This window comes from Caballeronia hypogeia, assembly GCF_001544875.2.
Classification (GTDB): Bacteria; Pseudomonadota; Gammaproteobacteria; order Burkholderiales; family Burkholderiaceae; genus Caballeronia; species Caballeronia hypogeia.
In genome coordinates, this window is sequence record NZ_FCOA02000015.1 from 167,126 (window position 1) to 179,854 (window position 12,729).

Sequence of the window (12,729 nt, forward strand, 5' to 3'; positions counted from 1 at the left end):
TCATGCCTCGATCATCTTGAAGGCTTCGACGAGGCTCGTCTTCATCCGGGCGAACGAGGCGGCGAGCGAAGCGATCTCGTCGCGGCCGCGCTCGGTGAAGTCCGCGCCGTCGAGCTGACCGAGACTTGCCTTGTCGGCGGCGTCCGAAAGCGCACGGATGCGCCGGGTGACGAGCAGATGCACCGTGACGTTCAGCGCAACCAGCAGCAGCACGAATACGCCGAGCAGCGACGCGAGGAAGGTGCGCAGCACGGCGTCGCTGCGCGCGACCGGCAGCGCCATAGGGACCGAGACGAAATCCGCGCCGATGACATCGTGCATCGCCCAGTTGAAACCATTGTCGGGGCCGTACTTGTCGATGAGCGTCTTCGGCGCGCGCGACGGCACGCTGTGGCACTCCATGCAGGCGGCGTCGGTGATGCGGTTCGGGCGCGCGATATAGAGGCTCTGCCCCGACGGCGTATCGCGCAGGCCGACCATTTCCTTGAGCTCGGGCTTGTCGTGCAGATGCCGGATCACGTCCGCTTCCCAGTCCGATGGACGGTCGCGGGGATTAGTCGGATTCAACATTGTCGAGCGATACGAGTAGCCCGCGAGGTGCTTTTCCAGGCTCATCAGCGTTTCGACCGCCGAGAACGCCGGCACGGATTGCGGCACGAAGCTGTATTTGAGCTGTGTCTGCAACAGCGGCGTGACCTGCGTCGCGGTGTAGTTCTGCGCCGCGCTCGCGGCCTCCATGAGCACGCGCGCATTCTGCACCGTCTCTTCGATGGCGGCGCGGCGCAACAGTTCGCGCGCGGCGAACCCGGCCGACACGAAGCCGACCACGAAAACCGCGAGAAATACCAGATTGAACTTGACGGCAAGCGACAGTCTCATGACTCCACCTCGGTTGATTGCGCGTGCACGGGCAGTGCCGGACGCCGGCGCGGCATGGCGGGAGGCGGGCACAGCACGCGCCGCCATTCGGGAAGCTTGCGCAGGTTTTGCCGTATCTGCGAGCGGAACGGTTCGCCTTGCGCCAGCGGCCGGAAGCGCGCGACGAATCCTCCGCGAATGGCGAGCGGCGCGGTCAGCCAGTCGGCGAGATCGGCGAAGCTTGCCGGACGGCCCTGCGACGCAACGATGAGCCTGGCCTTCGCGGGCGTGGAGTGCGCAACGAGCGGATCGCGAAACGGCAGCGGCATTCCGGCGATGAACGCGGGCGCCGGACGCGTGCTCACGTCGAGCGGTTTGCCTGCTTCGCGCGCGGCGTAATGGTCGCCGTCGAGCGGCTGACGGACGTCGGCATGATCGGGCAGGGCGAGCGTCATTGCGCCCGTCTCGATGAAGAGCGAGGTTGAGTCGCGGCTCGCGTGCAGCACGGCCGCGCCATCGCGCATTGCGGCGTCGAGTCTGGCGGTATCGATCGATAAGGATTGCGTTGCATCGGCCCGCGTGCGCGCGATCTTGATCCAGCCCGAGAGCAGCGCGAGCGAGTCGCCGCCCGACGCGGCATCGATCGCGATGCGTGTGTCCGCGCCGAGCGCCACGGTCGTGCCGTCTGCTTCGAGCTGCGCGCTGCCCTGCGCCGCGGTGGCGAGCAGATCGCCTTGCTCCAGCGCGACGGGCGCATCGACGTCGAACACCGTCGTCGCACGAATCAGCGTGACGGTGCCTTCGGGCACGAGGATGAACTGGCCCGCACGCGCGCTCTGAAGCGCGCACAGACACGCAATGGCGAAGCCGATGCGCAGAGCTTGAAGCGTGGTTCTGGCGTTCATCGCGGTCGATGCCTCGGAACGTGAAGGGATTGCAACGAAAACAGCCGAGCGCCGGCTTCTATTCCAAAGAAATCTTTCGCCAGGCCAATGGAAGCAAACGCGCGAAAAAAACGCCTTCGCGAATGCGAAGGCGCCCGATACGTCGCGGCCGAAACCGCTATCCGTTCAGGAAACCGAGGATGGCTTTGCGCAGTCTCAGATCCCAGGTCTGCACTTCCGTGTGGCTCGCGGCGAGCGCGAGCAGCCCTTTGATCGTCGCATTGTCGGATTTGAACGCGAAACCCGCATCGCCCAGATAGCCCGATCCCCAGACCTTGAGGTCGTCGATGTACTTGCAGCCGGCCGTGAATTCCGCTTGCGTAACGATGGTTTCGTTGTCCTTGAACATTGCGAGGAAATGCATCTTGTCGCCGCAGATGCCCGAATTGAGCGCGAGCACCGAAAGCGCGGGTATCGGCACGGCGTAGCCTTTGAACCAGTTGTTGAAGGCGATCGGGCGCGTATGCAGCGCGTCGCGTTGCATACGCGCGTCCCAGTACGCCTTCGCCTGCTGGCAGAAGCGCTTGATGCGCTTGATCTCGACGATCTTCCAGATGACCTTCGCGAGCGTTTCCATGATGGAGACGACGGCATCCACGATTGTCGATGCCCCCTGGCTTGCGAACTGCAGGCCGAGGCTCGCCCCGCCCTTGACCATGTCGTAGACGCCCGCGCCGATGGAGAGCTTCATCGCCCGCCTGATCGCCTCAACAATGGTGCCGGGGTGTCCGGTGATGAGCTGGACGTCGCGGCCCTGCACCCACTCGCGATACTTGGTGATGCTGCTGTCGACGGTATTGGCGATGCCCTTGGCGAGATCGAGGCCCGCGCCGATGAGCGGCGCAAGGGTGGCGAGCAGCTTTCCGCACAGGAGGTCGACGAGCTTGCGCAAGAGGCCGGGCATCGTGTCGAGCGCGAAGCCCGCAGGATCGTTGCGGATATCCGCGACTTTTTCGCGGATCATCTCCCAGAGCTTTCTGGCGCCTTCGCCGACCTTCTCGCGAATGATTTCATGGAGACGCCGCGCCGCGCTGCTCAACGCAGGCAGCGTGATGTCGGACGTCGTGAGCTGTGAAGAACCGACGAGCGTGGGGTTCTTGCGCTTGCTGATCTTCTTCTGCACCTGTTCCAGCGCGAGCGACGCCGACTTCTGCACGATACTGTTGTCGATCACGTCGCTGGCGATCGAGGCGGCGTCGTTGCTATCGGGCGCCAGGCCGAGACCTGCGTTGGTGATTTCGAACGCACCTTCGAGCAACACCTGGAACGTGTCGTCCTCGATGTCCAGATTGCCGAAGAGATACAGCACGCCGAGCCGCGAGTTGATGAGTGCGGGCGTCATGAAATCCTGCGCGCCCGCTGCAATGTCGGAGTCACCCTCGCCGCGCAGTTGCTGATCGAGCAACGTGAAGTAGTCCAGTCCGTTGCGCGAGACTTTCTTCCAGTCATCTCCGGTGCCGGCCGATTCTTGCCAGAACTCGAACGCGCTCACCAGAAGATGGAATTGATGGACGGTGCGATCGCGATGATATAGCTGGATCTGCTCGTCCAGGTTCCTCAGCGCCGCGCTGCGCACCTGAAGCAGCGCGGAAGTTCCTCTCAGCCATTCATCGTATGGCACGATGTCCGGCAAGCGGGCGTATGCGTAGGTCATGGGATGGGTCTCCTCGGGCCTGAAGTGATCGATGGTTGCGCCGCAAGCGTCCTAGCACCACGCGATGTCGCTGAGTTTCACGTAGTGCGTTTGTATGAGGCGGCCGCTGCGGCTGCGCAGGTCCACGCGATAGAAACAGCCGAAGCTGAAGAAACTCTGGTCGACGACATAGATTGCGCGGTGCATGATTCCTCCTGCGTGGCCGGTTCGCTGGACGAATCGCGCCGTTCGGGGTCGCTGCGGTGTGCTGCGGCCGTCGAAAGCAAAACAGCGAGGGGTGGCTCTTTGTTCCGCGCGAGGGCGGCAATTTATTTGAGTGAGAAGGGGGAATAAACGGGCTGTTCGAGTGTCCCCTTGGTTCCGGGGCAGCGGAGGCGGAGGCGGAGACGGTCAGCATTTTGCAGCCGGCACCCAGTCGCCGCATCGACGAGCTCGAAGCCGCGCTCGCCCCGCGGAACTGTCGGCTGTGAAAATGTAAGGACGAAGGAGCTACTCCGTTCGCCGACGTCAATACCTCAATGAAGAACTGCTTCCGCGATTCCGGCAAGCGCGCAGACAGCCACCACGACCAGTGGCGGAACTTTCCAGCGCGTCAACAAGAAAAAGCCGATGGCAGCGATTGCAAAGTCGAGCTCGGTGCGCACGGCACTCGTCCAGACCGGCGAGTAGAGGGCGGTGGCCAGCAGTCCGACAACGGCCGCATTGACACCCGACAACATGGCAGCCATCGACGGGCGGCTCCGTAGCGTCTGCCAGTACGGCAATGCCGCGAGCACAAGCAAGAGACCAGGCAGAAAGATACCGGCGGTCGCGAGCGACGCTCCCCAGGCGTGGCCCTGTGTGCCGGTCATGATCCAGCCAAGAAAGGCCGCGAAGGTAAAGAGCGGGCCCGGAACGGCTTGTGCGGCGCCATATCCGGCGAGAAAGTCGTTTGACGAAACCCAACCCGTGGCGACGGTTTCCTGCTGAAGAAGCGGAAGGACAACGTGACCGCCGCCGAAGACCAGTGCGCCCGAACGGTAGAATGCATCGAACACCCGGATCGCGTGCGTGGAATCGATCGTCATCAACGCTGGAAGCCCGAAAAGAAGCAGGCAGAACAGGACTAGCGCGATCGCACCGGCCACGCGCGACACACGAAACTCCTGTGCGTGTTCATGGGTCGCAGCGACGCTTCCCGACGTGGTCGTTCGGCACAGCGCTATGCCAAGCACTGCTCCCATCAAGATCACGATGAGTTGCGCGTAGACAGTCGTCAGGACGGCGAGGATACCGATGGTAACGAGCGCGATACTCGCCCGGCGATGATCAGGGCACAAACGGCGCGCCATGTCCCACACGGCTTGCGAAACGACCGCCACAGCGACGAGCTTCAGTCCATGAATCAGGCCGCTTCCGACCGGACCGCTCAGCGATGGTGCGAGGCTCGCGAAGCCGATTAAGAGCGCGATGGACGGCAGCGTGAACCCGCACCATGCGGCGATCCCGCCCAGCCAGCCTGCCCGCAGCAAGCCGATGGAGAAGCCTGCCTGGCTGCTGGCCGGTCCGGGCAAAAACTGGCAGAGACCGACGAGATCGGTGAAAGTCTCGTCATTGAGCCAGCGACGCCGCTCGACAAACTCGCGGCGAAAATAGCCTATGTGGGCAACGGGGCCGCCGAACGACGTCAATCCGAGCTTCAGAAATACTGAAAGAACCTCAAGTGCAGAGCCTGCTCGTCGATTGGACGCCGTCATGTTTGCTTCCATAAAGCCCGCTTAACGAGCTGCGGCCCATAGCAATGACAGCCCCGAAGACACCATCAGCGCATCGACGATGACCCGAAACGTGTTCGCTGACATGCGCGCGACGATCCTGCGCGCGCAAAATGTGCCCGCCATTATCGACGCGCCGGTGATCAAGCCTTGCATGACGACATGTGCGGGCAGCGCTCCAAACCTCTGAAAGGCAGTGACCTTCGCACCATACACGGCCAGTGAACCGGCGGCTTCTGTGGCGAGAAATGCCCCCTTCACAAGGCCGTAGTTCATGAAGACGGGCACGGTGATCGGACCGGTCGACACGACGATGCCCGTCAAGAACCCGACCGGTGCGCCAATGAGAGCGAGTTGAACAAGCGAGAGGCGCATGGCGCGACGGACGAGCCACCGGCGCGCGGGCACCATGGCCAAAAAGAAGAGACCGAGCGCGAGCTCGACGGCGTGGGGCGGAAGAGCGAGAAGCGTGCGCACACCTAGTACCGCGCCGGGTGCGGCGGTCGCGCCATATGCAAGGCATGCTCTCCAGTCGATCTCACGCCACCACGACAAAACCTTGCCGAGATTGCCCATGATCGCGGCGATCGCCATGATGGGAACGGCCTGTTGTGGGCCGTAGATGATCACGAGCACGGGCATCAGCAGCATAGACGAGCCTGTGCCGATCACGCCGCTTAGCACTCCAGCCATCAAGCCCACGCTCAACACGATCAAGTATCCCATCAGGGTCTCCGCAAACCAGCGCAGATTCTACTCGCCGGCGAGACTGGAATTGCGCCCTCCCCGGATATCCAAGACGCGATCCCTTCATGGCGAGGAAATCGAATCGCCGTGCTGGTTCTGCTCAATCTGCTCTCTGGCGTCGCCCTTCTGGTCTGGGGCTCGCATATCGTTCGTACCGGCATTCTTCGCGTGCTCGGTGCCGACCTTCGCGCCATTCTGGGGCGTAGCACCGGCAGCAGGATGCGGGCGTTTCTGGCGGGGATCGGCGTCACGAGCCTCGTGCAAAGCAGCAATGCCACGGCCGTCATCATCACATCGTTCGCCGCGCAGGGATTGATACCGCTGGCGGCCGGGCTGACGGTCATGCTCGGCGCGGACGTCGGTACCGCGCTGATGGCGCGCGTGCTCACCCTCGACCTGTCGTGGCTTTCACCGATCCTGATCCTGTTCGGCGTGCCGCTCTTTCTCACGCGCAAGCAGACGCGGGCGGGGCAGGTGGGCCGCACGATCATCGGCCTCGGATTGATCCTCCTGGCGCTTCATCTCATCGTCGAAGCGGCGCAGCCCATGATGCAGGGCGCCGGCGTGCGGGTCATGTTCGGCGCGCTTACGGGCGACACCCTGCTCGACGCGCTCGTCGGGGCCGGCTTCGCGATGCTTTCGTACTCGAGCCTCGCTGCGGTTCTCCTGACGGCAACGCTGGCGTCATCCGGGGTGATCTCGCTGAAGGTCGCGCTATGCCTGGTCGTCGGCGCGAATCTGGGAAGCGGTCTCCTGGCCCTGCTCAATGCGTTGCCGCAGAACGCGGCGGCACGGCGTCTTTCCGCGGGAAGCTTTGCGTTCAAGCTGGCGGGTGCGACCGTCATCCTGCCGTGTACATCGCTGCTCGCTCGGGGGTTGCCCGTTCTGATCACCAATCCGCGTGAAGCCGTCGTGGGTTTTCATGTGATCTACAACCTCGTGCGCTGCTGTGCGTGCCTCTCGCTGGTCGATCGGGTCGCGGCGATCAGCCGACGGTTACTGCCCGATCGCACGGTCGCAACAGCCGAGCTGCGCCCGCTGTACCTGGATCCGGCCGGTCTTGTGACGCCGAGCCTGGCGCTAGCCAATGCATCGCGTGAAGTCCTGCGCATCGGCGACATCGTGCGCGTCATGCTCGATAACGTATCCGAACTCCTCAGACGCAACGATCTCGCCGTCGCTCGCGAGACGATGCGCATGGACGACGACGTCGACCAGCTCTACGCCGAGGTGAAGAGCTATCTGACGCTGATTTCCCGCGAACAGCTCGACCAGGCGGAGAGCCGTCGCTGGACCGACATCATTTCGTTGACGATCAACCTGGAGCATGCGGGAGACATCATCGAGCGAATCGTGAGCGATATCGAGGAGAAGAAAATCTCGCAGCGCCTTGCGTTCTCGGAACAGGGACTTGGAGAGCTCGACGATCTGCATGCGCGACTTGTCAGCAACCTGCGGCTTGGACTGTCCGTCTTTCTCAACAACGACCTGCGCTGCGCCGAACAATTGCTGGCGGAGAAGGAACGCTTTCGGGATCTCGAGCGGGCGTATTCGCACAAACACCTGGATCGACTGGCAGGGCAGAGTTCGCGCAGCATGGAGACCAGCGCGCTTCACCTCGACCTTATCGGCAATATGAAGCGACTGAATTCTCTTTTCTGTTCGACGGCCTATCCGGTGCTCGATGCGGCGGGCGCATTGCATGACACGCGCTTGCGCAAGCGCTCCCTCGACACGTTGCACGTCAAGGAGTGAACTTGGTCACGCAAGCACCAGCCGGCTCGGCATTGATAGGGAAAGCTGCATCCATGCCCCAACCCGCGAGTCGTCCCTGAGGCCACGGTCTGGGGAGGTGCGCAGAACGCGCAGCGTTATCCAAGCTTTTCCGCGAGGAAAACGACGTCAAGACGCTGATCAAGCTCAAGGCGGTCTACGAGCTGCTCGAGACGATCACCGACAAGTGCGAGGACGTCGCGAACATCATGGAAGGCATCGTGCTGGAAAACGCCTGATGCACTCCATTCAACTGGCGGTGTGGATAGTCGTCCTGCTTGTGGCGATCGCGCTCGTGCTCGACTTCATGAACGGCTTCCACGACGCAGCGAACTCGATCGCGACTGTCGCATCGACCGGCGTACTGAAACCGCAGCAAGCAGTGGCCTTCGCCGCGACCTTCAACGTGATCGCGTATTTTTTTCTTCCACCTGAAAGTGGCGCAGACGGTCGGCAAAGGTACGATCGATCCGGCGATCGCCGATCATTATGTGATCTTCGGAGCGCTGTTCGGTGCGATCGGGTGGAACGTCATCACCTGGATCTACGGTATTCCATCGAGCTCGTCGCATGCGCTGATCGGCGGGCTTGTCGGCTCGGCGCTCGAGAAGTCGCGCTGGGGTGCGCTGAACTACGACGGTCTGCTCAAGACGGTCGCTTTCATCTTCATTTCACCGCTGCTCGGTTTCGTGCTCGGGTCGTGCTTCATGCTGACTGTTTCATGGCTATGTTTCCGCACACCACCAGCGAAGTGGACCGCCGATTCCGGCGACTGCAGCTACTGTCGGCGGGCCTCTACAGCCTCGGGCACGGCGGCAACGACGCGCAGAAGACCATCGGCATCATCTGGATGCTGCTGATCGCAACCGGCTACGCGTCCGCCACTGCCGACGCGCCCCCGCTCTGGGTGATCGGTGGCTGCTATCTGTCGATGGGCATCGGCACCCTCTTCGGCGGCTGGCGCATTGTTCGTATGATGGGGCAAAAGCATAGACAGTGGCCTATCACCAAGGTTGAACATAAGTGACCTCGACAAGGGCAGGGCGCTTTTTTCTCGCCTTCCCTTTCTTCAGTTTCTCGGTCGTAGCCGATACCGACGCGTCCTTGGCGCCGTTCCTTTTAGAAGAAGCCGGAACTGTCGAGTTGCTCTTCGGGAAAGCCTGGGGCATCACGGTTGTCCGCAGTAGCTGAGAAATCGATGCAAACAGAAAATAGCGTTTTCGCGAGGTCGCTTCCAGGCCCGGCGGCAGGCGCGCAAGACACACGCGTTCATCGACTATGCGCTTCAATACCTGACCAATGAGTTTGCATATGAGAAGGGCGACTACGGAAAATGCATGGATCTGGCGCATGGTGTTCGGAAGCACGAACTCACGATTGGAAGGCTGACCGATCGGGGCACGCTGGAACCGAGCGATGGCCCCCTCGATGGACGGATCGCACACGTCCATGCAGACTCAGACTTCGCCAATGACTCTTCGCGAGATCCCGGGGGTAATACCTGGTGGGGCGGCGTTGGCTCGACGATGCGAATTGAAAGTCGCCGATCGACGTGGGTAGCTTGGTGGGTCTGCTTACCCGTTCCGGAAGGCGGCACTGGCCGCATCGACCGCTTCAGGCTCACGGATCATTGATAGCAATGCCGGCGCGGCCTCGAACTTTCAGACGCATCAGCAGCCAATCAATTAAACGGTGCTCGACGGATGTCGGCGATCGAAAACAAATGATCGCCCTGGCGCAGTCTCCTAACAAAACTGTATCAATTTTTCGACGCCGCTTACAGATCAAACGGTTTGCGAGATCTGAAGATTATCCTTCTCGATCTACGATTTCTGTCCGTCGATCAGGAAACGCTTCTTAAGCTAGCCATAAGGATTTAAGCCGCACGATTAACAATAGATTGCAGTCACCGACTGGCGATCTGTCCGGGTCATCGATCTTCCATTCCTCGTCGAAAACTGGCAATGACGATCTCTGGCGGCTGGCCGCGAAAAATCCAAGGAGCGGGGTGGGGCGGCGAGTACAAGTCGCGCCGGGATTTCCTACGGTTTGCGGCGTCGACAATGGGTGCTGCTGCAGTCGCCGCGGCGACACCGCGAATACTTCGACAGGCGCTTGAAAGTCCCAGGAATAAACGAACTGGGACAATCAACGATGTCGAACACATTGTCATCTTGACGCAGGAGAATCGCTCATTCGATCACTACTTCGGTGCGCTTCGAGGTGTTCGTGGCTTCAACGACCGGATGGCGATTACACTGCCCAACGGTGATCCAATATGGAGGCAACCGACGGAAACGGGCTATATTTTGCCGTTTCACGTCGACACGACGACTACACGCGCCACCTGCATGAAGGCGCCGACGATGAGCTACCCGGTCGACCTGGCAATGTGGAACAAGGGTCTATGCAACGGATGGAATATCAAGCGCGCGCCGGGCCTCGGTATGAGTTACTTTACGCGGGGCGATTTGCGCTTCTACTATGCGCTCGCGGATGCCTTCACGATCTGCGACCAGTATTACGCATCCACCTTCACTCAAACTAATCCAAACCGATTGCACTTGTTTAGTGGAAGCAGCGGCCTCTCGGTCGGGCTTGATCCGACGCTCGATAACAGCGATTCGTACTCTGGCTTTACGTGGCCCACCGTGGCCGAGACCCTTGAAAAGGCCGGAATCAGCTGGCGCGTTTATGAGCAGGCCGACAACTTCGACGATAATGCGCTTGCGTGGTTCAAGAGCTTCAAGTCTGCGCCGGTATCCAGCGAGTTGTATCGCAGGGGTATGGCGAGGGTCGATGACATTGTCAGAACGTTTGCAGCCGATGTCGCTGCGGGCACACTGCCACAGGTGTCGTGGATTATCGCGCCGACCGCGCTTTCAGAGCATGCGAACTATCATCCACAAGCCGGAGAGGACCTCACGGCTCGATTACTCGCAGGGCTGATTGCGAATCCTGTGGTCTGGTCGCGGACCGTGTTTCTGCTGAACTATGACGAACAAGGTGGCTTCTTCGACCATGAACCACCGCCGACACCGCCCGCGACCGATGCAGAGGGAAAATCGACGCTCTCGACAACCGGAGAGGTGTACGAAGGATTTCCAATTGGTCTGGGTTTTCGTGTGCCAATGACCATCGTTTCGCCCTGGTCAAAAGGCGGATATGTATGCTCGGAAGTTTTCGATCACACATCGATTATTCAATTCATTGAGCACCGGTTCGGAATTCAATGCGCGAACATCAGCCCTTGGCGTCGCTCGATTTGCGGGGATCTATCGTCGGCATTCGACTTCGAGTCGCCGGACCACGCTTGGCCATTTTTGCCTGACACGAGCAGATATGTTTCAGTCGCCGATTCAGAATGTGCGTCGTTGCCGGAACCGAACATCCCGGCCGCACAGAGGATGCCGCGTCAGGAGCCGGGAACGCGCCCGTCTCGAGCGCTGCCATACGAGCATCACGTGGATGCCTATGTCCACGACCGCGCAAGAATGCTTGAACTTCGGATCATCAACAAAGGGCGGACTGGCGCCGGGTTCTCTGCCTATGATCTCAATCGAGGCACGAATCCACCACGCCGCTATTCGCTACGCGAGGGCTCCGAGGTCGTTGATAGATGGAGTCACGCAGACCTGGCGGGCACGCGATATAACATTGCAGTGCGTGGAGCGAACGGTTTTTTGAGAGCGTTCGCTGGCGACGTTGCAGCGGTGTCCGGTGCTTCAGCGTCGAATCCGGAGGTGCGTGTTACTTACGACGCGAAAAGGACGTCGCTATGCCTCGCCATGACGAATTCCGGCCACTCAGCGTGTCGGTTCGTAGTCCTCGATAACGGCTATCGCCAAGATGGTCCGTGGGCGTTTTCGATCACGGCGCAGGGCACGGCCAATGTTCGCTGGCCAGTATCATCGAGCGGAAACTGGTACGACTTCACGGTGACGGTCGAAGGTCAGCCACATTTTCTAAGGCGTTTTGCTGGCCGGATCGAAAGCGGCGGGGATTTGACAAGCGATCCAGCTGCGGCGTAATAACGGGCGGTAAAAAGACTGGCAACTCTCGGTACCCACCAGATCAATCGCGGCCGCATCTTATGCCGTGTTTGCGCAAGGTATGTACGTGATTTCCAACGCCGAATATCGAACCAATTGAATTGACATAATGTTTATGATCGACGTTTCATCCCGCGAAGTGCTGCTCGCCAAATTCGCATCATCAGCATGTACGCCGCGGCCGCCAAAACCATATCGACGGCGGCTACCGTGCAAAGATAAAGCAATTCGTAGTCGTCAATCCGCAACGCGTCAGAAATATCGATCAACACCTGTGCCTGTCGATCATCTAGCGGCATCGGAAATAGTCGGACAAAACGCATAGTCGCGAGGCACAACCCGATAAATAGAAGCGCTTTCAGCAGTTTGCGGGCAAGTATTACCAATGGTCACCACCTCGATCCATCCATAAGCGAGAATGCCGGAGCTTCCTGCGGCGATTGTCGGCGTGTGCAGCAATGCGTGCCGAACCCGCTGGAAGTCTGAAACGCTTGTCAGCGTGATGCAACCGTAGGAGACGCCAGCTCCGGTTTTTGGATGCAGACGAAAATTTCCGCGCTTTACGCCTTTCACCCAGGTCCAGTCATCGATCAAGCCATCGTCACGATAGAGCGCAAACCAAACGTCGTGACCTGTGGGTTGGTCAGCCAACAAATTGCTCAACAGATCCTTTGCGTGCGTAATCGCCTGCGAGCCGATCCCACCTACTGGTCTCGCTACAATCCAATACTTGCCTGACGGTATCGGACCCTTCCCTGCGATTGCTGTGCAACCGCCTCGATTCTTGTAGACACCGTCGCCCGAAATCGCGGGAAAAACCCCCACCCCATCAATCGCGAGTTTAAGGACCGCGGAGTTATCTACTACTAGTGCGTTGCATCATTGAATTGGCACCCCAGGTGTGTTCAGATTCAGGTCATGGGCAAAATGAATCTGACCGATACCGA

The 12,729-nt window shown here is 60.4% G+C and carries 10 protein-coding genes and 2 pseudogenes; 4 read left to right on the forward strand and 8 right to left on the reverse strand.

Annotated elements, in window-relative coordinates; genetic code table 11:
* From AWB79_RS22005 to AWB79_RS22025, 6 genes are all read right to left on the reverse strand, one after another.
* A complete protein-coding gene (locus tag AWB79_RS22005) occupies nt 1-879 on the reverse strand; it encodes a Tll0287-like and HAMP domain-containing protein (protein WP_061169543.1) in 879 nt (292 codons plus the stop codon).
* Nucleotides 876-1,763 (reverse strand): FecR domain-containing protein, encoded by an 888-nt coding sequence (locus AWB79_RS22010; protein ID WP_061169544.1) that lies wholly within the window; start codon nt 1,761-1,763, stop codon nt 876-878. The genes AWB79_RS22005 and AWB79_RS22010 overlap by 4 nt, the downstream gene beginning before the upstream one ends.
* Before the next feature lie 157 nt (nt 1,764-1,920).
* Entirely contained in the window at nt 1,921-3,456 is a 1,536-nt protein-coding gene (locus tag AWB79_RS22015; RefSeq protein WP_061169545.1) for a hypothetical protein, read from the reverse strand.
* Between the two features lie 51 nt (nt 3,457-3,507).
* Complete coding sequence (locus tag AWB79_RS40840) at nt 3,508-3,642, reverse strand: hypothetical protein (RefSeq protein WP_269767989.1); 135 nt, start codon at nt 3,640-3,642, stop codon at nt 3,508-3,510.
* A gap of 329 nt (nt 3,643-3,971) precedes the next feature.
* Nucleotides 3,972-5,204 (reverse strand): chromate efflux transporter, encoded by a 1,233-nt coding sequence (gene chrA / locus AWB79_RS22020; protein WP_061169546.1) that lies wholly within the window; start codon nt 5,202-5,204, stop codon nt 3,972-3,974.
* 9 nt (nt 5,205-5,213) lie between these two features.
* Nucleotides 5,214-5,936 (reverse strand): sulfite exporter TauE/SafE family protein, encoded by a 723-nt coding sequence (locus tag AWB79_RS22025; RefSeq protein ID WP_061169547.1) that lies wholly within the window; start codon nt 5,934-5,936, stop codon nt 5,214-5,216.
* Between the two features lie 108 nt (nt 5,937-6,044).
* On the opposite strand from AWB79_RS22025, the gene AWB79_RS22030 reads away from it, so the two are divergent.
* The 3 genes and pseudogenes from AWB79_RS22030 to AWB79_RS22035 all read left to right on the forward strand — a co-directional run.
* Nucleotides 6,045-7,712 carry a Na/Pi cotransporter family protein gene (locus tag AWB79_RS22030; protein ID WP_061169548.1) on the forward strand — a complete coding sequence of 556 codons (1,668 nt, stop codon included), beginning with the start codon at nt 6,045-6,047 and terminating at the stop codon, nt 7,710-7,712.
* A 107-nt stretch (nt 7,713-7,819) separates the two neighbouring features.
* Nucleotides 7,820-7,969 (forward strand): annotated as a pseudogene (locus tag AWB79_RS38400) (DUF47 domain-containing protein); the annotation flags it as partial.
* Nucleotides 7,969-8,718 (forward strand): annotated as a pseudogene (locus tag AWB79_RS22035) (inorganic phosphate transporter); the annotation flags it as partial. The pseudogenes AWB79_RS38400 and AWB79_RS22035, both read left to right, overlap by 1 nt.
* Nucleotides 8,719-8,734: 16 nt before the next feature.
* Here AWB79_RS22035 and AWB79_RS39615 read toward each other — a convergent pair.
* Nucleotides 8,735-9,181, reverse strand: coding sequence for a hypothetical protein (locus tag AWB79_RS39615; RefSeq protein ID WP_157695823.1), 447 nt, complete (start codon nt 9,179-9,181; stop codon nt 8,735-8,737).
* A 513-nt stretch (nt 9,182-9,694) separates the two neighbouring features.
* Here AWB79_RS39615 and AWB79_RS22040 point away from each other — a divergent pair.
* Nucleotides 9,695-11,761 carry a phosphocholine-specific phospholipase C gene (locus AWB79_RS22040; RefSeq protein ID WP_074169412.1) on the forward strand — a complete coding sequence of 689 codons (2,067 nt, stop codon included), beginning with the start codon at nt 9,695-9,697 and terminating at the stop codon, nt 11,759-11,761.
* Between the two features lie 306 nt (nt 11,762-12,067).
* On the opposite strand, the gene AWB79_RS38405 is transcribed toward AWB79_RS22040, so the two are convergent.
* Entirely contained in the window at nt 12,068-12,607 is a 540-nt protein-coding gene (locus AWB79_RS38405) for a DUF2778 domain-containing protein (protein ID WP_074169413.1), read from the reverse strand.
* Nucleotides 12,608-12,729 lie beyond the last annotated feature (122 nt).

Excerpts from the sequence above, each read along its gene's own strand:
- AWB79_RS22005 (WP_061169543.1), bottom strand. The coding sequence starts at position 879 with ATGAGACTGTCGCTTGCCGTCAAGTTCAATCTGGTATTTCTCGCGGTT.
- AWB79_RS22010 (WP_061169544.1), bottom strand. The coding sequence starts at position 1,763 with ATGAACGCCAGAACCACGCTTCAAGCTCTGCGCATCGGCTTCGCCATT.
- AWB79_RS22015 (WP_061169545.1), bottom strand. The coding sequence starts at position 3,456 with ATGACCTACGCATACGCCCGCTTGCCGGACATCGTGCCATACGATGAA.
- AWB79_RS40840 (WP_269767989.1), bottom strand. The coding sequence starts at position 3,642 with ATGCACCGCGCAATCTATGTCGTCGACCAGAGTTTCTTCAGCTTCGGC.
- chrA (WP_061169546.1), bottom strand. The coding sequence starts at position 5,204 with ATGGAAGCAAACATGACGGCGTCCAATCGACGAGCAGGCTCTGCACTT.
- AWB79_RS22025 (WP_061169547.1), bottom strand. The coding sequence starts at position 5,936 with ATGGGATACTTGATCGTGTTGAGCGTGGGCTTGATGGCTGGAGTGCTA.
- AWB79_RS39615 (WP_157695823.1), bottom strand. The coding sequence starts at position 9,181 with ATGGACGTGTGCGATCCGTCCATCGAGGGGGCCATCGCTCGGTTCCAG.
- AWB79_RS22040 (WP_074169412.1), top strand. The coding sequence starts at position 9,695 with ATGACGATCTCTGGCGGCTGGCCGCGAAAAATCCAAGGAGCGGGGTGG.